Source organism: Paenibacillus taichungensis (genome assembly GCF_047302525.1).
GTDB lineage: Bacteria > Bacillota > Bacilli > Paenibacillales > Paenibacillaceae > Paenibacillus > Paenibacillus taichungensis_B.
On the sequence record NZ_CP168020.1, the window covers coordinates 3,140,552 to 3,162,163 of the forward strand.

Consider the following 21,612-nt stretch of genomic DNA (forward strand, 5'->3'; position numbering starts at 1 on the left):
CAACATGTATTAACATAAAAATAAAACCTATGCCAGTTGCGCAACGATTGCTGCAATTGTGTCATGGGTTTTATTTTTTTCTCATGTAAGCTATTAAAACGAAAATGATGTTATAATACTTAACAACAATCAAGGTTTATTTCAATAAAATGGTTAAAATCAAGTGTATAACCTTTGTTCAAGTCCAAATCAAGGATATAAACGGTTTCTTGCGTTATATATATGGGAGGTAATGTCCATGCAGCTCACGGTTAAAGAGGCTTTACAGGTATACCCGTTGTCTGAAGCCAGACTGGTTGCAGGTGGGGAAGGGACTTCGCGGATGATGAAATCCGTTAACGTCATGGACGCTCCAGATATAGCGGATTGGATCAAATCCGGAGAACTGCTGTTCACAACCGCATTTATTATGAAAGACAACGAGACCGATGCACTTCGTTTGATGCGCCGCCTGAACGAACGTGGTTGTGCCGGACTTGGCATTAAATTAGGCCGTTTCTGGCAAGCCATTCCGCAAGGAATTATCGAGGAAGCAGATCGACTGCGGTTACCACTGCTAGAACTTCCGTTCCAGTTTACATTTTCCGATCAAATGAATGCTTTATTCAAGGCTGAACATGAACGCAGCAATCGGTTACTGCACGAGGTGGTGCAAAAACAGAAAAAATTGATGCACTTTGCATTGCAACAGCAACAGCATCGGAATGTATTTGCCGAACTCGCTACCGTGTTGAATTATCCGCTTGCGGTTATTGGCTCCCGCGGACATGTACTGTACGGCAGCGAAGGCATTTCAGGAGATGCGGTAGTACAGGGCTGGCCCTGGAAGTCCGTTATGCACCGAGTGAAATGGAATCAGGGAAGCTGTCACCGGGTACCTATCAAGCAGAATGATGAAGAATACGGATTTTTACTCGTCTTTACAGAGTCAGCGCTGTCACTTAGAGCGGAGGAAGAATTGTTTCAGCAGGCTGCGGATGTCCTAGCATTCTATATGGATATGACCTATCGAGAACACATTAACCCCACCGTTCAGGATGAGATGCGTACGCTGTTAACCCAATATCTAGATAACAAAATGACGGTAGATGAACTCACCAAGCTCAGCGAAAATAAAGGGGTTCATTTGTTCCAGGGGACCTATCAATGTGTATTGATCACGCTTGAACCGTCTGTTTTTGCAGAAGGAAAGCTACTGAAACAGATCCACCGCGAGTTGCAGTACAATCCGTTGATGCAATTCACGGCCTCACAACATTTTCAGATCGAAGATGGCATACTATCCATCTATACCTGTCCAACAGGGCGGGATTATGGAGAAGAATTATCAGCATTCCTGCTGAATCGGTTTGGTGATGTTCTTGCAGCACAGGAAGCCAAGGGAGCATCTGCACCGCGGTTCTGGATCAGTAAAATGAAGCATGAGCCGAAGTCGCTGCGCGAAGCCTATCAGGAATGTCTGGATACCCGTCAACTGGCTCGTCGATTCGGTATGAAAGATCGTGCTCTTCAGTTCGAGATGCTGGAATTTGCCTATGTATTTCAACATGTTCCGGATAACATCATGGAGAATTACTGCAATAAAGTACTTGAACCATTACTGTCCAGGGATGGCGATCCCAATCAGGTACTGATGAATACGTTGGAATCTTTTATCGAAAATGATGGACTCATTAACGAAGCTGCGAAGCAATTGTTTGTACATCGGAACACCGTTACCTATCGGATGGAAAAAGTCGGAAGTTTGCTGCAAATGGACTTTAAGAAGACTAATGATCTGCTGAAATTAAAACTGGTGTTCACCTTCCGTAAGTTTGTACGGGACAAAACTGCGGCAAGGCCGTATTCGCAGCATCATTAATCTGAAGAGTGGACCCATTTAATACGTAAATACTTTTATGATCATAATCATTATCCAGAACAAGTGTGTGCAGCATGACAATGAAGCAGGCATGTCAGATAAAACCGTATTTCCCTTGAGGAAGTGCGGTTTTTTTCGCTTTTCATTACATTTGAACAACCAAATCCCGTGCATTGCTAACAAATCACATAACTGATGTTATGTTATATTACAAATTTGCGTAAATAATGTTGTCGCAGTATCGAGAGACACTTAAAATGAAGAACAACAATCCACAGAAGACCGGAGGTTCTAACATGGGCGACTTCATTAAACTCGTTAACAACTGGTCTATCACACAGTTCGTGCATACGTTTGGCGGACTATTCGAAGAATCACCTTGGGTGGCGGAGCGTTCCTGGCCTTCACGGCCATTTGACTCCTTTGGACAAATGATGAATGTGATGAAGAACGCAGTTCAGACATCCGATGAAAAGGTCAAGTTGCAGTTGCTTTGCAATCACCCGGATCTCGGTGCGCGGATCAGCATGAGCAGCAATTCCGTTCAAGAACAGGCTGGTGCAGGGCTTAATTCACTTTCGCCGGAGCAATATAACGAACTTAGTAAATTGAACAAAGAATATACAAGCCAATTCGGCTTTCCTTTTATATTGGCCGTGAAAGGTCACACAGCTCAGTCTATCCTGGAGTCCATGCGGAGGCGTAATCGGAAAGGTAGAGAAGAAGAATTCCAGACCGCTCTGAAGGAAGTATTCAAGATTGCTTCCATTCGATTGGAGCAGTGGCTGGTACAGATTGGTCATGAACATGAGTTTGAATTTAAGTCATCCGAAGTAGAGCAACGGACCATGTATTACGGCAAAGGGGATGTATGGATGTACCGCTCATACGCCAAACCATTGACGGGTATCCAGCCCATCCCGGAATCTCCTTTCACCGGACGGAATAATATCCTGTTCGGATTAAACATTAAAGTAGCTGTGCAAGGCGACGAATTTCTGCCTTCTTTTATCGAAGGAGATAACTCTCACGTCGTTGCAACGGATTCAATGAAGAATTTCATCCTAAAACATGCTGCGGATTACTACGGAGCTACGGTGGAAGGTTTTCTCGCTTACGTCAGCCGACGTTTTCTGGAGACATATCCGCAGATGACCAAAGTTCAGATGACGGCAGATCAGATTCCTTTTGAAGATGTGCCTGTTCGCAGAGAGGGAAGCCTTCGTGCAAGCGAGCTGGTATTCCGTTATTCCCAGAATGATCGGGCGACAGCTGCAATTGAAGCGCAGCGAAAAGGAAATCAGGTCGAACTGAGCAATCATTTCAGTGGTGTTGCAGATATCAGACTGATCAAGGTCAAAGGCAGTGAATTTGCCGGTTTTGTCAAGGATGGGTACACCACCTTACCCGAGACATGGGACCGTCCACTGTTCATTTTCCTGAATATCAATTGGCGTTACGAGGACCCGAGAGATGGCATGGACGATCAGCGTGGGCGTTATGTAGCGGCGGAGCAGGTAAAAGATGTTGCTGCTGCCGTGTTCCATGCGTGTCGTTCGGCATCCATTCAGCATCTGATTTATCAGATTGGACTAAGACTCTTGCGTCGATTTGGACAGCTCAGTGAAGTTTCATTTGAATCCAACAATCGGACATGGGAGACGGTGCTGGAGGAAGTAAAAGAAGGAGAAGGCAAAGTATTCACCGAGGCCAGACCTCCTTATGGGTTCCAGGGCTTCTCAATGACAAGGGATGATCTAGAGGCTGACCATAGGGGCTCGAAGAAAGATAGGGAGGCATGATGTCGGTGGCGGGAGGACGGATTACTACGCATGTGTTGGATACTTCCAAGGGCGTTCCGGCCGAAGGCGTTCGGGTTGAACTTTTTGTATTGCACAGGGATGGCGAGAAGGAAAACAAAATGAAAGTTGCTGAATCGGTGACCAATGCCGATGGGCGTCTGGATGCTTCGTTACTTGAAGGCGGGAAGCTTGAGCAAGCGGTATATGAGCTTCAATTCAACGTTGAGGGTTATTACGCACAGAGATCTCTTGAAGAATTGGGGCAGGCGTTATGGACAGTTGTACCGATTCGGTTTGCCGTATCTGATGCTGCAAGTCACTACCACATTCCTTTGTTGATTGCGCCAGGAGGTTACAGTACATACCGGGGAAGCTGAAATATATGAATCCGGTTCTGATCAGGGAGGGTCATCCATATGACAAGATTAGATACGATCATCCGGGGAGCCCGGGTTGTTTTGAGAGATAGCGTGGAAGAACTGGATATTGGGATTACTGGTGAAAAAATATCTGCTTTGTCCTCACACCTAGTGGGTGATGAAGACACTGAAATAATAGAAGCAAATGGCCTCACCGTGATGCCAGGGGCGGTAGATATTCATGTTCATTTCAATGAACCTGGACTCGCGAGTTGGGAGGGATTCAAGTCGGGATCAGCATCATTGGCTGCAGGCGGAATTACGACGTATGTCGATATGCCGCTTAATGGTGTCCCCCCAACAATTAGACCGGAGGCTTGGGAGTCGAAAATGAAAGCAGCCGACGGTCAATCTTATGTTGATTATGCGTTCTGGGGAGGACTTGTTCCGGGCAACCGGGTCGAGCTTGCTCCTTTGGCTGGTATGGGTGCGGCCGGATTCAAGGCATTTATGTCTGAACCTGGCGGAGAAGGGGAAGACATCTTTGCCAGAGCGGATGACGATACACTTTTGAATGGCATGTACGAGATTGCAAAGCTAAACCGTGTGCTGGCGCTTCATGCGGAAGACGAAGCGATGGTTGCTGAACTTGGTGCCAGAAGTATTGCAGGTGGACGAATCGGCCCGATGGATTACGTGCAATCTCGTCCAGTAGAAGCAGAAGTTCGGGCGGTGTTCCGAGCGCTGCAATATGGGGAGCAAACCGGATGTGCACTGCATTTTGTTCATATCAGTACACGGGAAGCGCTTGATCTGATTGCAGAGGCGAAACAGCGCGGGCTGGATGTAACTTCTGAAACATGTCCGCATTACCTGACTCTGACAGATGAGGATGTTGTCCGGTTGGGAGCTGTAGCTAAGTGTGCACCGCCATTGCGGAGTCAGGCTGAGCAAGATCAGTTATGGGATGCGCTGGAAGCAGGCCTGATTGATGTTATTGCATCCGACCACTCACCTTGTCCGCCATCGATGAAACAAGCTGATAATTTCTTTGAAATTTGGGGTGGCATCTCTGGTGCGCAAAGCACGTTGCTACTCATGTTGGAGGAAGGACATCTTCAGCGAAATGTAGCCCTCCCGTTGCTCGGAAAAGTCCTGGCTCTGCAACCTGCCAGAAGACTTGGGTTGGAGAGCAAAGGTGAGATCGCCATCGGCAAGGACGCGGATCTGGTACTTATTGATTGGGTGAAGAATACAACCTTAAATACGGATGACCTGCACTACACACATAAACAGAGTCCTTATGTGGGACGCACGTTTTCCTCCAGAATTGCAGATGTGTTCTGCCGGGGCACACGAGTATACAGTTCAAAAACAGGATTATCGGATGAACCTGTGGGACGATTTATTCGTGCTAACTCATCTGTTCCAGTTGGTGTTGAGGGAACGGAGGGGATATCATGACGGACTTTGAAGTACACACGCCTTCTGGTACGGAACGTCCCATCCAGCCTTTGCCACAATTGGAGCAGGTGGAGCTGAAAGGCATGCTTGACTGGTTGTCCGCCTATGGCGCTGATCCCCAGGGAGGTGTGACACGCCTATTGTATGACCAAGCATGGTGTGAGGCACAACATGCGCTTGCGGCAAAAATGCAGGAGAAAGGGTTGGCTCCTGAATTCGATCAATCGGGCAACCTGTATGGAACTCTGTACGGTACGGGTTTAGGAACAGGAATGGAAGAGGCGCCGATTGTTACGGGGTCCCATATTGATACTGTGGTACATGGTGGAAAGTATGACGGCGCATATGGAGTAGTTGCGGGAGTGCTCGCGCTAGAGTATCTACAGAAAAGTTTTGGGGCACCTAAACGAACGCTTCAAGTCGTGTCCTTATGTGAAGAAGAAGGTAGTCGATTCCCCTTCGCTTATTGGGGATCACGAAGTATAACGGGGGTAAGCGGGCTGGAAGAAGTTCAGCATTTGAAGGATCAAGAAGGCATTACCTTTGCACAGGCGATACGTGATGCAGGCTTTGGACCAGACAGCAGCTATAGATCGGCTTCACACACATATGGTGCGTTTATCGAACTTCATATCGAGCAAGGTCAGGTCCTTGAACGATTGGGCCATTCGATTGGTATTGTATCGGATATTGTAGGCCAGAAACGCTTTAGCATTACAGTAAGTGGCGAAGCCAATCATGCCGGAACTACACCGATGGCCTGGCGCAAGGATGCACTTGCAGGTGCAGCCGAGATGATCACAGCCGTAAGACACATTGCGCTTGAAGCGGGAGAACCACTTGTAGCCACTGTGGGACGAATAACAGCTGATCCGGGTGTGGGTAACGTCGTTGCATACCGAGCCGTATTCTCGCTCGATATCCGGCATATCAGGCAAGAGAGCATTGACCGATGCTGGCAGAATATCATACAGGCATTTAGCCGAATAGCAGCTGAGCAACAGCTCGAACTGAACTGGGAAGAACACTTGTCTGTCACACCTATTCCGATGAACGAACAGATTACGTCAGACATTCGAGATATCTGTGAAGTGCACCAATTATCCTATATACACATGCCAAGCGGCGCAGGACATGATTCGCAGATCTTTCAGCCGGCTTGCGCCACAGCGATGATTTTTGTCCCCAGCCAGGATGGCATTAGCCATAATCCCCTTGAATATACAGCTGAAGAGGACCTGATGAAAGGTTTCCGGGTTCTCGTCCAGTTACTCTATAAATACGGTTACGGGAGTTGAGTGAAGATGTCCAACTATAAAGAATTGTCCCCGTCCTTGCGAACGATCATGACACCGGGGCCAGTTGAAGTCGACCCAAGAGTTCTGAGGGCATTATCCTTCCCGATTCTAGGGCAGTTTGATCCGGAGTTCACTTCCCTGATGAATGAGACGATGGCCATGCTGCGTGAACTATACATGACAGACAATGAGTGGTGTTATCCGGTAGATGGCACATCTCGTTCGGGTATTGAAGCCGTGCTGGTCAGTCTGATCCAACCGGGGGACAAGGTGCTGGTCCCCATCTATGGTCGCTTTGGACATCTGTTGGTTGAAATTTCGGAACGCTGTGGTGCCGAGGTTATCTTTTTTGAAACAGAGTGGGGAACAGTATTTGATCCCGAAGAGGTAATCAAAGCGATCCATGCACATAAGCCGAGTTTGGTTGCGATGGTTCACGGCGAGACATCAACCGGGCAAATGCAACCTCTCACCGAGATTGGTAAAGCCTGTCGTGAACTGGATATTTTACTTGTCGTCGATGCAGTTGCCACAATTGGCGGTACACCTGTTGAGACAGATGCCTGGCATCTGGATGCGGTGATGGGTGGAACGCAGAAGTGTTTGTCCGTTCCATCCGGGATGGCGCCAATAACGTATAACAGCCGTGTGGAGAAGAAACTGATGAGCCGCAAAACCGTCGAACGGGGACTCCGGGATGCAACAAGTGCTCGGGCTGAAGGACGCACGATTGCCAGTAATTATTTTGACCTGAGCCAATTGCAGGACTACTGGAGTTCGGCACGGTTGAACCATCATACAGAGGCTACTTCGATGCTCTACGGTCTTCACGAAGGACTGCGGATTTTGCTTCAGGAAGGTCTGGATGCCCGTTTTCAGAGACATCGGATCAATGAACGAGCGTTGGTTGCGGGAATTCAGGGCATGGGGCTCAAACTGTATGGAGAGTTATCTAGTAAACTTCCGATGGTCACTTGTATCGAAATTCCGGATGACATAGACGGAGAATCGGTACGCAGCATGCTTCTGAACGATTTCAGTATTGAGATTGCCAGCTCATTTGGACCACTGAAAGGCAAGATTTGGCGTATTGGTACGATGGGATTCAGCTGCCAGCGCAAAAATGTACTGCATGTGCTAGGTGCACTGGAAGCTGTCTTGTTGCGTCATCGTCACGCCTTGCCAGCAGGGGAGGCCGTGCAGGTAGCGCTGGATGTGTATGCTGGGAAGGAGGGTGTCTTATGTTGAACCAGATGCCGATATCCAGGGAGGTGATGGTTACCTCCCCACATTATTTGGCGAGTGCGGTTGGCAGCTCAATCCTCCAGCAGGGCGGTAACGCTTATGATGCTGCTGTCGCTGTAAGTGCCGCACTGGGCGTAGTCTACCCACACATGACAGGACTTGGCGGAGATGCTTTCTTTCTAATTCACGATGGAACAAGTGGTGATATAACGGCCTACAACGGAAGCGGTCGTTCAGCAGCAGGCATTCATGCCGATACGTTCAAAGCGATGGGGATGAGCGCCATTCCTCAACGAGGTGTGCTTAGTGCGATTACCGTTCCTGGAATGGTAGATGCATGGTGGGAAGTCTGGTCCCGCTACGGGAAGTTAAAGTGGGAACAGTTACTTGAACCAGCTGCGCAATATGCGGAAAAGGGATGCCCTGTATCCCGAAATCTGCGCCTGTGGCTGGAACGTGATGAGGATTTCATTATGGGGCATACACCGCTGCGAGCGGTATTTGCCCCTTTTGGTACACTTTTGCAGGAAGGCGATCTGCTCTTGCAGCCTGATCTTGCCTCTTCCATTCGCCTGATTCAGGCAGGTGGACGTGATGTTTTTTATACCGGGGAACTGGCGGAGCAGCTAACTTCGGCTATTCGTGAGGATGGCGGCATGCTTGCCCTAGCGGATTTCGCGGCTCACAAGGGAGAGTGGGTGAAGCCGATCACTACCGATTACCGTGGCTATCAAGTTCACCAGATGCCGCCGAATTCACAGGGTTTCTCGATGCTGATGATGTTGAATATACTGGAACATATTGATCTATCATCCGTGGCGCGTACGTCCCCCGAGTTTTATCATTTGATGGCTGAAGTGGTCAAAAAGGCTTTTCGTGACCGTGATCGATATCTCACAGACCCGGAGTTCAGGGATATTCCGCTGGAAAATCTGTTATCCAAGGTTTATGGAGATGCATTGTGGAACGAGATTCAGTCCGCTCCACCTGTGGCACAGCCTTTTCTGTCCAAAATGATGGGTCAGGATACGGCTTATGCGGCGGTTGTGGACAATGAAGGCAATGCCGTCTCGTTTATTCAGAGCCTGTACTTTGATTTTGGCGCTGCCTATGTGCCTGGCGATACGGGTGTGATCATGCAGAACCGCGGGTCCTTTTTCTCACTTGATCCGAAGGACGCCAACGTATTGGAACCGAATAAACGCTCATTCCACACCCTAATGCCGGGTCTTGTCACTCGTAACGGAAAACCATATATGCTCGTAGGCACGCAAGGTGGTGAGGGCCAGCCTCAGACACAGTTATCGGTTCTTACGGGTGTGCTGGACTATGGTCTGAACATTCAGGAAGCCATTGGGCTGCCACGATGGGTATATGGGCGTACCTGGGGCGAGGAAGGCGACACGATGCGAGTGGAGAACCGCTATCATGACGACGTATGTGACACGCTTGCCCGATGGGGGCATAATGTCGAAGCCAGAGCGCCGTGGGACGGGATTATGGGGCAGTCACAAGGGATTGTCATCCGTGAAGATGGCATGATTAGTGGGGCAGCAGACCCCAGGGGAGATGGCATGGCTATCGGGTGGTAGCGTGATTTATGTGAAGCATCATGCATAGATCCAAAGAAGATCATCCTCAATATGCAGGATCAGAATTAGTAAAAATTACGCAGATAGATACGGATAGGGGAGATTATCATGGGAACGATCCTGCTAAAAGGTGCACAACTCGTCACAATGAATGCAGAAGAGGATGTATTTACGGGAGATTTGCTGATCGAGGACAATAAAATCAAAGAGATTGCAGAGCATATCGATGTTCAGGCAGATCAGGTCATTGATGCTCGAGGCAAAGTGCTGCTGCCAGGTTTTATCCAGACGCATATTCATCTATGTCAGACCTTGTTCCGCGGACGTGCAGACGACCTGGAACTGATGGATTGGCTTCGTCAACGCATCTGGCCGCTTGAGGCAGCGCATGATGAGGAATCTGTCTATTACTCCGCGATGCTCGGATTGGGCGAATTGATCTCCAGCGGTACAACGACGATTTTGGATATGGAGACCGTGCATCATACCGATTCGGCTTTTCAGGCGATGGCACAGAGCGGCATTCGGGTGATTTCCGGTAAAGTGATGATGGATCACGGGGATGAAGTTCCTGAACCGCTGCGTGAAAATACGGCTACCTCGCTGCAACAAAGTGTCGATTTGCTGGAGAAATGGAACGGATTCGGCGGCGGACGCATTCAGTATGCGTTTTGTCCACGCTTTGTCGTCTCGTGCACCGAGGAATTATTGGTTGAGGTACGTGACCTGTCGAATAAGTACCATGTGAAGGTGCACACCCACGCCTCCGAAAATCGTGGCGAGATCGAATTGGTGGAACACGAACGTGGTATGCGCAACATCGTCTATCTGGATCATATCGGCCTGGCTACCCCAAGATTGGTGCTCGCCCACTGTGTGTGGCTGAGTGAGGAAGAGAAGGAGATTATTCGCAAACGCGGGGTAAAAGTCACCCACTGCCCCGGATCGAATATGAAACTCTCCTCGGGTATAGCGGATATTCCTGATCTGCTGAATCGCCAGATTGCGGTAGGGATTGGTGCCGATGGTGCGCCGTGTAACAACAATCTGGATATGTTCCAGGAAATGCGCCTGACCGCTCTCATTCAAAAGGTGCCTCATGGTCCAACAGTGATGGACGCCCGGACGGTGCTGCGCATGGCGACGATGGGTGGAGCGGAAGTGCTCGGAATGTCCAAGGAAATCGGAAGTCTGGAGGTGGGTAAAAAAGCAGATATGTTACTGCTGGATCTGGAAGATTTTCATACGTACCCTTCCTATGAGACCGATGTGTATTCCCGTGTGGTCTATTCCGCAACGCGCAGCTGTGTGGATACCGTTATTATTGATGGAAGCATCGTGCTCAAAAACCGGAAGATTCAAACGATTGATCGTGGTATCGTGCTTCGTGAATCGGATAAAAGTATTGCAAGATTGATGAAACGCATCTAGTCGAATGCAAGCGGAAGAAGAAATTCATCCAGCTAACTGTCTGAGCAGAAGTTGGACATTCAATATACGCTAGGAAGGTCCAGAATCACTTCTTCGGATTCGGATTCAAATCCCTGAAAGGATGGAGACGCGATGGAAATGCATGATCTGTGTGCAATTGCAGCGCGGGAACCGCGCTGTATTCTCGCAACAGCGGTTAAGGTAGAAGGTCATGCTTACCGTAAGCAGGGAGTCTCTATGCTTTTGACCGAAGAAGGTGCGATGTTTGGCAGTATCAGTCCAGGTTGTCTGGAGAGTGATCTGCTGGCTAGGGTGGACCGTGTGCTGGATACACAACAGTTGGAATTTGTGGAATATGATATGCGTCCCGAAGATGATTTGTCCTGGGGGGAAACGATTGGCTGCGGCGGGTTAATTATAGTGCTTCTAGAGCCGGTATGTGGTGAACTCAGGTCGATCTTGTCCCATATGCATACGTATTTTCAATCTGGATCAGCTGTTGAGCTAACCCGTTCATTCTATGATCAATACACCCGGATTCATTATGTGACTCAGCTCGCTGAAGGTGCAGAAAGCCAGACATCATTATCCCCTTCTCCAGTTGCCAGGGGAGCTTCTCTAGGTCCAATAAATACAATGATTACTGACGACACACCGCGACTATCGTTGGTCGTTATTCATTCGTCTGAAGCTGACGCTGTCGCATTTAATTCTGGAGAGAATGATCTTCAGAGGCATGAAGGATTGACTGATACAGAGCGGTGGGATGTCCCCCTAAAGATCTCTGCAAGATATGAGCCCAAACCCCGTCTGATTATTGTTGGAGCCGGAAATGATGTGATTCCGGTCGCCCATCTGGGCAAATCAGCAGGATTTCGCGTGGTTGTAGCGGATTGGCGAGAAACCTTATGCACCGCTGAACGCTTTCCGGGTGTTGAACTTATCCGCGGTTTCCCTCGTGAGATCATGCCTGTACTGGGTATCCAAAGCGGAGATTATATCGTATTGATGAGTCATCAATTTCCGAGAGAACGGGAGTTTCTTGAATTACTTGAGGATCGGAATTATGCATACCTTGGCATTATGGGCTCCAGAACACGGACAGCACGTTTGCTGAACGATCTCCCTCCACTAAAACATTTGCATTCACCCGTCGGCTTGACCATTGGTGCCGACGGACCGGAAGAGATCGCAATCAGTATCGCAGCAGAACTTATTGCCTGTAAACGAGCAGCTGTTACCGCAGAGCGTCGCAACGTACAGAGGGGGATTGCACATGCGACTGACGGGCATCGTGCTAGCGGCAGGTAAGAGCAGCCGAATGGGGCGGGATAAACTGTCTATCATCATGCCTGATGGAAGATGTTTGGCCGCATGGACCTTGGAAGCTGCCTTGAATTCCGATTTGGAGAGAGTCATCTGTGTGGTCAAACCCGAGGATTCATTGGCATGGATTCCCTCCATGTGGCTCAATGCAGCATCATATGGCTGTAGTCTTGATATGAGGGCGAAGCTACAGATTGCAATCTGTACCGAGTATGCATACGGTATGGCCATGTCCCTTCACTGTGGCATTCTGTCTGCTATGGCATACAGGCCAGAAGGTGTGATGATGATTTTGGCAGATCAGCCGCTATTGCAGGCACAAGATATTAACAGGGTCGCTGCGTCGTTAGCCGCCAACAAACTTTGTGATTATGCAGCAGCTACGGATGGCGGTGGAGGCAAGCCTCCGGTAGCCTTTCGTGAGCATATGCTGGGGCCTCTTTTGTCACTCAACGGAGATGAGGGGGCGCGAAAAATCATGCGCAATGCCAAATATACAGGCACACATGTATCGTTGTCTGAATTTAGCTTTTGGGATGCGGATACCGAACCAGAGCTGGAGCGCATCTTGGATTATGTGAATGGGATAAGATGATTGAAAATAAAGGCAGAAGGAGCGATTCCTTGTGTATTATTTCTCGAAGTAATGAGGTCAGCCAGACCATCTGGTTGGCCTCTTTATTGTTTTTATTTAATTGGTTATGAAGTGACTTGTGTTAGCTTTTGAGAGTTAATAATGCATCACACACAAATTAAACAGTGTATTTATACATTTATCCAAAATGATGTGAAGATAATTGACCTTATTGTTGCAGTCCCATATGATTTGAAGAATTATTTGGATCATTCGTTCATATCCAACACCGCGCAGACAGATTCCAGGTAGAGAAGGGAGATGGAAGGATGGTCACGCCGGCATATGGGTCTGGAGCGCAGCCAACGGTTTGGCAGCCCGTTAATCTAGATGAGCTTCAAGCTTTAAAGAATGAACTGTCCGGGAAGTATTGTTTTGCAGCAGGGGCCACATTATTGCGTACTCAGTGGGAAGGCGGCCTTGTTCCTGTACCTGAGCATATGATCAGTCTTTCCCGTATTCCAGGTGCAAGCGGCGTATATGTGGATGGAGATGATCTGGTCATTGGAGCACTGACGCGATTAAGTCATTGTGCCACAGACGTTCATCTGCAACAATTGCCCTTATTACAGTCCGCAATGAATGCCATAGCTGCTCCTTCTATTCGGAATGTGGCGACGATTGGCGGAAACATTGTATCGGGAGTCGGTGACTCCATCCCCGCACTCCTTGTCTACGATGCACAGCTGTACTGGATGACGGACAACGGCATGGAGATACGTAGTCTTTCGTCCTGGCTGAACGGTGGTCGTGACGGCAGTCGCAATCCGTATGATGTGTTAATCGCCATTCATATTCCGATGAAGCATACGCCATTCCTTGATTTCACCAGCGAACGGACATCTGCGGAGCGTGAAATTTCATTTTACCGCAAGCTGGGTCGGCGGGAGACCTTTACAGCATCGCTGGTGACAATTGCATTTCACGGAGAAGTGGGTGCAGATGGCCGCTGGAATAAGATAGCGATAGCTGCAGGTGGAGGTTCAGGCATGGCCATGCGACTTACGGAGTCGGAAAAGTTGCTTCTTGGCGTGGAGGCTTCTGTTATGCAAGCTTCATCTCTAGCTGCCACGGCAGCTTCGGAATTCGTGACTTATAGTGATGCATTCGCTACAGAACAGTACCGCAAGCAAACGGCAGGTAATATGCTCGGTGTTGGACTCTGGGAAGCACTTCGCTCATAGAAGAAAACCATTTTGGAGAAGCAAAACGTAAGCCCAACAGCTTCTGAATGGTAAAGGGGAGAGAGATCATGCTGTTGAATCGGAATAGTAGTGGGAAACGCTGGCATCTGCGGCCAGATGGCGTAGGCAAAGTAACGGGAAAGCTTCAATATCTGACAGACATGACGCTACCTGATATGATCCACGGAAGGGTCCTTCGAAGCTCTTACCCTTATGCCCGCATATTGTCTATCGATATTACCGGAGCGGAGGCTATGGAGGGCGTATTTGCCGTACTCACCTCCAAAGATGTGCCCGGTTTGAACCTCTTTGGCATTGCAACTCCAGATCAGCCTGTATTTTGCGAGCATGTCGTTCGTTATGTCGGTGATGCCATTGCCGCAGTTGCTGCGGATTCCCCGGAACGTGCAGCGCTCGCTCTGGATGCCATCCGTGTTGAGTATGAAGAATGGACTCCGCTGGACAGCCCAGAAGCTGCACTGGCACCCAGCGCACCAGAGCTCCATGAACATGGCCCCGGCAATGTGCTGCACTGTACCGAAATCAAGCGAGGCAATGTAGATGAAGGCTTTGCTGCATGCGAACATATTGTGAGTGAGACTTATTATACCCCTCGCCAGATGCATGCCTATATGGAGACGGAAGGCGGGTTATTCGTTCCTGATGAAAGTGGGAGACTCCATGTCTACGCGGCTACACAGCATGGTTACAAGGACAGGATGCAACTTGCCCGAATCATCGGGTGTTCCGAAGAGGATATTCGGGTGGTCTCGTCTCCGATAGGCGGTTCTTTTGGCGGGAAAGATGAGCTGAATGTACAGCCTTATGGGGCACTGCTTGCGTTAAGATCCGGACGTCCTGTGAAAATGCACAATTCACGCAAAGAATCCGTACGTGCAGGCTTGAAGCGGCATCCTATGAAAATTGAGATGCAGACCGGTATCAGCCGTGAAGGCATGATCCAGGCTCACCGAGTCCGTATTACCGCAGACACCGGAGCATATGCCACGCTGGGGGCGCCAGTCCTGAACTTTTGCACAGAACACTGTCTCGGGCCTTATTCTATTCCCCATGTAGATGTGGAGGGTGTCTCGGTGTATACGAATAATGGGGTGTCGGGAGAGTTCCGGGGATTTGGCGGTAATCAGGCAATCTTTGCAATGGAGGGTCAGATGGATCGACTCGCCGAGATTATGAATATGGACCCTTGGGAGTTTCGGAGACGCAACATGAGAGAAAAGTCCGATCCTGGACCATTGAATCAACGGATTCTGGTCACGGATGGACTGTCGCAAGTATGGGAGGCGATGGATCGTTCGGAGTTATGGCAAAAGCATCAGCATCCCCCGGCAGATCTTGCTCTGCCTCCCTGGATTAAACGTGGTGTGGGTGCAGCCATCGCCATGCACGGGGCAGGATTGGGTTATGGCATACCCGATCCGGCGGGGGGCCGCCTATCCCTGAATGCCGAAGGTAAGATTGAAGTGGCATTCAGCTACGAAGAATTCGGTCAGGGACTCATTGCCACGCTTGAAATGATGCTCTGCGATCTGTTCCACTGTTCAACATCCGATCTGAGCATCATCATTGGGGATACGGATCGAGTGCCACACAGTGGTTCAAGCACCGCTTCGCGTTCAACGACGATGGCCTGGATGGCTCTTCAGCGATTACAGACACCATTCCGCTCCAAAATCTTGTCAGTAGCCTCTGCTTTGTCAGGTATTCCGGCTGACGAACTGATTACTGGAATAGAGGGAGTATGGCGCAAGGGACAGCTTTCTCCAAAAATTACTGCGAATGAACCGGCGATGAAATCCAGAGTTTTTGTTTCTTACGTTGATCTGGCGAAGCATGGAGAAGCGGAAGAATGGATTTTTGATACTCAATTTGAATATCCGACCACGCCGGACAATGTTGTGGGTGGGCATTATCTATATACGTATGCGGCAGTAGCAGCAGAGGTGGAGGTAAACACGCTAACCGGGGAAGCCAAATTACTGGATACGAGGCATGTGGTGGCTGCTGGCCCTGTCATCAATCCAATGGGATTCATCGGACAGATTGAAGGCGGGAGCGTAATGGCTCTGGGTTTTACATTGACCGAGGACGCCGTGATGCAAGACAGTCGCTATATGACAACCAATCTGGACACCTACCTGATTCCGACGATTCGCGACATTCACACCAACCTGGAGGTGGAGGCAATTGAAGATCTGCCAGAGGGCGATCCGTTTGGACCACGGGGGATTGGCGAGATTGGTTCGGTGGCGCTAGCTCCGGCGATAACCGCTGCGATTCATCAGGCTATAGGGGTATGGGTTAATCGTTTGCCCGTTCCGCGCGATCAACTGCTCAAACCACTGGACGTACCGCTTCAGGAAGGAGTGAATCCAACATGAGTGAGCCTTTGGAAAACCCGTGGACAGCCGTTGTGAATGGGGAAAAGAAACAATTGCAGATTGCCCAGACAACCCGTCTTGTTGATGTACTGCGCTCGCATTTGAATCTGACCGGAACAAAAATTTCATGCGAGATCGGTCGCTGCGGTGCATGTATGGTACTGATGGATGGAGGGCCGGTCAATTCCTGTCTCGTTATGGCTTATCAATGTATTGGAAGCGAGATAACAACAATAGAAGGGTTGCACGGTGAAAAAGAAGGCGAGTTACATCCAATTCAACAGGCTTTTGTGGAGGAGGGCGGCTTCCAATGCGGATACTGTACTCCCGGAATGGTCATTTCCACCAAGGCTCTCTTGGACCGCAACCCGCAGCCTAGTCAGGAACAGATCGAAATGGGATTATGCGGCAACCTGTGCCGCTGCACCGGATATGGAGGAATACTACGAGCGGTAAACAAGGTTATCGATGAGCACGATAGAATGGGTTCTACCCAATGATCATGGAAGTAGTACGGTCCGAGCTTTCTATATCATAAGAGTTGTTATAGACCAACCTATGTTCTGGGGGTTGGTCTTTGTTGTTTAATGAAACATCTTACGAAAATGGGTCGATGCGGGCATAGTGAAGACTTGTTCGTCAGTATACTTTTCAATTGTCCGTATGTTACTTATAATAGATGTCCAATGAAGATGAGTGTAATTAGTATTACACACAAGGAGGTGTGTTCTTGAACAAATCAGATCGTATGCTGGCCATCGTACTTGAACTGCAGCGAGGGAAGGTTCAACGTGCAGAAGATTTAGCCCTCTTGTTTGAAACAAGTGTCCGAACCATATACAGGGACATTCAGGCGTTATGTGAGGCAGGAGTTCCTGTGGTGGGAGAACCCGGAGTAGGATATTCACTTATGGAAGGATACTTTTTGCCTCCGATCAGCTTCACAGCTGAAGAAGCGGTAACACTTCTCATCGGACTTGATTTTGTCGAACAGCGCTTCGATAACTACTACAAAAGTACATCCCTTACGTCCCGTTCCAAAATTGAAGCAATCCTGCCTGTGCCTCTTCGGGAAGAGGTGGGACAGATACAACAGGGTATCCGTTTACTTCGTTCACCGGACAGTCATGCAGGCGAGCGAGAGATCGAACATATGGGAATCATCCGAAAGGCAATGCAGCATAAGCTCAAAATCCGCTTTCATTACCATAAACCTGGAACTATTAATGAAAACGTGCAAAAGACCATCCGTATGGCCTCCCCTTACGGGATGCTTTGGATGCAAGGCTCATGGATGCTGATTGCCCGATGCGATTTGCGACAGGAGATTCGTCATTTTCGTATATCCCGCATGAGCGACCTGGAGATTAGTACAGATCCATTCGATCTTCCTCCAGGTTTTAATATTCATAGCTACTCACCACCTGACAACCGTGATGTTCATGTCCGTGTATGGTTTCATGGTCGAATTGCAGATAGAGTGATTGAAGCGAATAATTACTACATGGAGAAAGCAGAACTGCAAACAGATGGATTATACGCAGATTTTCGTGTAAGGCATCCAGAAGATGTACTGCGTTGGATACTTGGCTGGGGAGCCTCGGCTCTGGTTTTGGAGCCTGAATCGTTGAGAATCCGTATTCGCGAGGAAGCAAGCAATCTCCTTAAACACTACTGACATAACGCTGTCAGTAGTGTTTGTGTATGATCGGTTTATAACCGATTGAAGGAGCTGTGTATTTGTATGGACACGCCAAGAACAAGGAACAACGATGAGATTCGACGTCATTTTGAACTGACGCTGGAACGTTATTTGCAGGAACTGGAGCTGATGAGCGATGCTCAGTTAAGCTACAAACCCAGTGAGATTGAGTGGTCGGTGGGCCAGATGTACCAGCATTTAATTCAATCTGCGATGAAAATGCATTTAGCCAATGTTCAACTTTGTATAAGCGCAGACGAGGACTTAGGTAAGAAGAAAAACCAGGGCAAAACAGAAACAGGTGAAGCTGTTTTTGCGCAAGCAAGTTTTCCTCCGATACGTATCCACGTTCCTGCTTCTCCTGAGTATACTCCACTACAACCGGATGGAAGAGAATCAATAATTCAAGGATTTAATGAGGTAAGGGATGAAATGCGGAGAATGGAAGTGCTGTTGGAAGAAACAACACAGGAATGTACGTTGGCACATCCAAGCTTCGGCGGTTTGAATGCAGAGGAATGGTTTGCATTGGTCGAGATGCATTATCGTCATCACTTCTTGCAGCTTGAGCGTCTGAAGAAGGCATGGGAAGAACAGGTGCAGAGATGAATGAACAGGCAAAACATGATTTGATGGCAAATAGCAAAGAAATTCAGCAGACTCATACGAGAGAATTTCTGTCCCATCAGTTAGATGTCGAAGCAGAATCAGAAGAAGGAAACCGCTACTGGATCGGCGTTGTGTCTGCATCACATGTGGAAAAAGGGGTGGAAGGGAGCTTCGCCCAGCTCTGTCACGGCAAGGTAGCTTCACTGCGCAAAATGAATGCAGGAGACTGGCTGATCTATTATTCGCCGCGAACAAGCATGCAAGGAGGCAAGGTACTTCAAGCATTCACCGCCATAGGGCGCGTAATAGACAATCAGGTGTACACCTATCGTATGTCGGATTCCTTTGTACCATATCGGAGGAATGTTCAGTATTATCCTTGTCAGCAGGTGAAGATCGCTGATTTGCTGGACCAACTGATCCTTACTCGGGGACAGGCACGTTGGGGATATCATTTTAGATATGGGCACTTGCAAATTCAAAGAGAGGATTTTCTGAAAATTGCAGTTGCCATGTTGAGAGCTGAGGTAGAAACCTGCTAACCTACAAAGTTTGGGGAAAGAGTCAGATCATATTTATCTGGGACACAAAGCTGAGGGGAAAATAGACCTATTTGAGGGGAAATATAAAAATCTGAATTTTTATCAACGTAATAATTATTATGTAAACTTATTATTTTCGATGACCTCCATAAGCTGTATCTATATTGCTAACGATTTTTAAAGCGCGGATAGAGTTGGATTTAGGTGGATTTTTAGTTCGAATCTTTGAAGAAAATGCCCCTCTTATAACACCTTCAATATAGTTCCTTTTGAAGTGCAGGATGGTTGTAGCGGGCTTATTATAAATCGTTTTCGATGAACATGAGAATGGATGATATTTCTCTTTGTGAATTTAAGTTTAATCACACAAAAACCTTGTTATATGAAATGAGTTGCACTAAGGACAATCTCAACGCGATGAATATGGAGTTTCTAAAAAAATAAGATGAAATATGCTGCTTTAAACCTAAATTATTTAGCGGAGTAGACCTGTAAATTGGCATGTTCAAAGGTGTGTAAATGTGTTCATTTATTGATGAGGGACAGAATGGGGTGATTTCTCAAAATCGGGCTATTGCTCCCTTTTAAGATCAATTTCATATGGATTTGCGATGGATTTAGTACCGCTTTCAATGTATGCTTTTGGAAACTGGAAAGGAAGTGGGAAAAATGGAACGCGAACTGGCGTTGGAAATTGTCCGAGTAACAGAATTGGCTGCGTTAGCTTCAGCACCCTGGATGGGGCGGGGCGACAAGAATAGTGCAGATGAGGCGGCTACTTTGGCTATGCGCGCCATGTTCGATTCCGTGTCTATTCGCGGCACGGTGGTAATCGGTGAAGGAGAAATGGATGAAGCACCCATGTTGTATATCGGCGAGGAAGTCGGCAACGCTGAGGGCCCCGAGGTTGATGTGGCTGTAGATCCTTTGGAAGGTACAGAGATCGTAGCCAAGGGCCTGAACAACGCTTTATCGGTTATTGCAGTGGCGGGAAAAGGCAACCTTCTCCACGCACCGGATATGTATATGGAGAAGCTGGCTGTAGGGCCGGCTCTGGTGGGCAAGGTCAGTATCGAAGACCCGGTTGAGGTGACATTGGAGAAAGCCGCTGAAGCATTAAACAAAAACATCTCAGATCTAACTGTCATGATTCTGGACCGAGTTCGGCATGAGAGCACGATCAAGACATTGCGCAAGGTTGGTGTGCGAATCAAGTTCCTCAGTGATGGTGACGTTGCTGGCGCAATGGCACCTGCGTTCCCAGAGGCAGGTATTGATCTGTATGTCGGATCAGGCGGAGCACCGGAAGGTGTGCTTGCTGCAGCCGCCTTGTCCTGCCTGGGAGGCGAAATTCAAGGTCGCCTGATGCCTGCGAATGCAGACGAATTCCAGCGCTGCTTGCAAATGGGAATCGACAATCCTTACAAAGTATTAACGATGCAGGATATGATCGGCACGGAAGATGTTATTTTTGCAGCAACAGGTGTTACCCCTGGTGAGATTCTTGGGGGAGTGCGTTACCTCGCAGATGACCGGGCAGAGACCGATTCCATTGTCATGCGTGCCAAAACAAAAACGATTCGTTTCATCCGTTCTCAGCATTTCCTTCCTAATAAGGAAGTGTTGCACAAAGTGCGGCAGCTTCAATCGACACCTGAGCCTTCGGATCGCATTCAAAGTCATGTCACTATTTTGGAACAGGCTGAGTTCAGTCAATCATCCGTTGGTAACGGTGTGACGACCTGATGTAGCTCTGCACTTTAGTTAGCTGGGCCAACATGAATCCATGTGAAAGCGTGTGACGAAGAAGGTTATATAGGACAAGTTACAAGAAAATATATAAATTGAACTAAACATTTACACGAGAACGTAGAGGACAGAAATAACCTGAAGAAGCGGAGCTAAAAGCTTTCTGAAAGAAAGCTACATCGGAAGCATACACCTCGCCTTTATCCCCGGATTTTCCCCTTTGAAAAAGGGATTACAAAAAATCTGGGGATAACAGCGATCGGAAGGTTGTTCTGTCATCGGAGTGGCAAGTGTAAATATTCTTTAGTTCAATTTACATAGCAAGCAAGAGGTGGGGAATTTGTTTACACAAATCCTCATCTTTTTTTGTGTTAAAAGCATTGACAACGGTTACAACACATGAGAAGATGTA

17 protein-coding genes are annotated in these 21,612 nt (G+C 48.3%); all 17 read left to right on the forward strand.

Annotated elements, in window-relative coordinates; translation table 11 throughout:
• Positions 1–238 precede the first annotated feature (238 nt).
• The 17 genes from ACDJ58_RS14195 (at position 239) to glpX (ending at position 21,197) form a co-directional block, all read left to right on the forward strand.
• Positions 239–1,861, forward strand: coding sequence for a PucR family transcriptional regulator (locus tag ACDJ58_RS14195; RefSeq protein ID WP_413378933.1), 1,623 nt, complete (start codon positions 239–241; stop codon positions 1,859–1,861).
• A 296-nt stretch (positions 1,862–2,157) separates the two neighbouring features.
• On the forward strand, positions 2,158–3,663 hold the full coding sequence (gene pucL / locus ACDJ58_RS14200) for a factor-independent urate hydroxylase (RefSeq protein ID WP_413378935.1): 1,506 nt from the start codon (positions 2,158–2,160) through the stop codon (positions 3,661–3,663).
• A complete protein-coding gene (uraH, locus tag ACDJ58_RS14205) occupies positions 3,660–4,040 on the forward strand; it encodes a hydroxyisourate hydrolase (protein WP_413378937.1) in 381 nt (126 codons plus the stop codon). The genes pucL and uraH overlap by 4 nt, the downstream gene beginning before the upstream one ends.
• 39 nt (positions 4,041–4,079) lie before the next feature.
• Entirely contained in the window at positions 4,080–5,486 is a 1,407-nt protein-coding gene (allB, locus tag ACDJ58_RS14210; RefSeq protein ID WP_413378940.1) for an allantoinase AllB, read from the forward strand.
• Positions 5,483–6,784, forward strand: a complete 1,302-nt coding sequence (locus ACDJ58_RS14215) for a Zn-dependent hydrolase (RefSeq protein WP_413378942.1) — start codon at positions 5,483–5,485, stop codon at positions 6,782–6,784. The genes allB and ACDJ58_RS14215 overlap by 4 nt, the downstream gene beginning before the upstream one ends.
• 6 nt (positions 6,785–6,790) lie before the next feature.
• Entirely contained in the window at positions 6,791–8,032 is a 1,242-nt protein-coding gene (locus tag ACDJ58_RS14220) for a pyridoxal-phosphate-dependent aminotransferase family protein (protein WP_413378944.1), read from the forward strand.
• Positions 8,026–9,621, forward strand: a complete 1,596-nt coding sequence (gene ggt / locus ACDJ58_RS14225) for a gamma-glutamyltransferase (RefSeq protein ID WP_413378946.1) — start codon at positions 8,026–8,028, stop codon at positions 9,619–9,621. The genes ACDJ58_RS14220 and ggt overlap by 7 nt, the downstream gene beginning before the upstream one ends.
• A 108-nt stretch (positions 9,622–9,729) precedes the next feature.
• Positions 9,730–11,052: a 5'-deoxyadenosine deaminase gene (locus ACDJ58_RS14230; protein WP_413378948.1), complete on the forward strand. Its 1,323-nt coding sequence runs from the start codon at positions 9,730–9,732 to the stop codon at positions 11,050–11,052.
• Positions 11,053–11,184: 132 nt separating this feature from the next.
• A complete protein-coding gene (locus ACDJ58_RS14235) occupies positions 11,185–12,363 on the forward strand; it encodes an XdhC family protein (RefSeq protein ID WP_413378950.1) in 1,179 nt (392 codons plus the stop codon).
• A complete protein-coding gene (locus ACDJ58_RS14240) occupies positions 12,329–12,973 on the forward strand; it encodes a nucleotidyltransferase family protein (protein WP_413378952.1) in 645 nt (214 codons plus the stop codon). Before ACDJ58_RS14235 ends, ACDJ58_RS14240 begins: the two co-directional genes overlap by 35 nt.
• Before the next feature lie 308 nt (positions 12,974–13,281).
• Positions 13,282–14,196 (forward strand): FAD binding domain-containing protein, encoded by a 915-nt coding sequence (locus tag ACDJ58_RS14245; RefSeq protein ID WP_413378954.1) that lies wholly within the window; start codon positions 13,282–13,284, stop codon positions 14,194–14,196.
• Between the two features lie 68 nt (positions 14,197–14,264).
• Positions 14,265–16,598, forward strand: a complete 2,334-nt coding sequence (gene pucD / locus ACDJ58_RS14250) for a xanthine dehydrogenase subunit D (protein WP_413378956.1) — start codon at positions 14,265–14,267, stop codon at positions 16,596–16,598.
• The gene (locus ACDJ58_RS14255; RefSeq protein WP_413378958.1) at positions 16,595–17,098 is read left to right on the forward strand and encodes a (2Fe-2S)-binding protein; all 504 of its coding nucleotides are present in this window, start codon (positions 16,595–16,597) and stop codon (positions 17,096–17,098) included. Before pucD ends, ACDJ58_RS14255 begins: the two co-directional genes overlap by 4 nt.
• Before the next feature lie 230 nt (positions 17,099–17,328).
• The gene (locus tag ACDJ58_RS14260) at positions 17,329–18,276 is read left to right on the forward strand and encodes a helix-turn-helix transcriptional regulator (RefSeq protein ID WP_413378960.1); all 948 of its coding nucleotides are present in this window, start codon (positions 17,329–17,331) and stop codon (positions 18,274–18,276) included.
• A gap of 66 nt (positions 18,277–18,342) precedes the next feature.
• The gene (locus tag ACDJ58_RS14265) at positions 18,343–18,909 is read left to right on the forward strand and encodes a DinB family protein (protein ID WP_413378962.1); all 567 of its coding nucleotides are present in this window, start codon (positions 18,343–18,345) and stop codon (positions 18,907–18,909) included.
• Positions 18,885–19,451, forward strand: coding sequence for an EVE domain-containing protein (locus ACDJ58_RS14270; RefSeq protein WP_413378964.1), 567 nt, complete (start codon positions 18,885–18,887; stop codon positions 19,449–19,451). The genes ACDJ58_RS14265 and ACDJ58_RS14270 overlap by 25 nt, the downstream gene beginning before the upstream one ends.
• Before the next feature lie 669 nt (positions 19,452–20,120).
• Entirely contained in the window at positions 20,121–21,197 is a 1,077-nt protein-coding gene (gene glpX / locus ACDJ58_RS14275) for a class II fructose-bisphosphatase (protein ID WP_079695983.1), read from the forward strand.
• Positions 21,198–21,612: the final 415 nt, after the last annotated feature.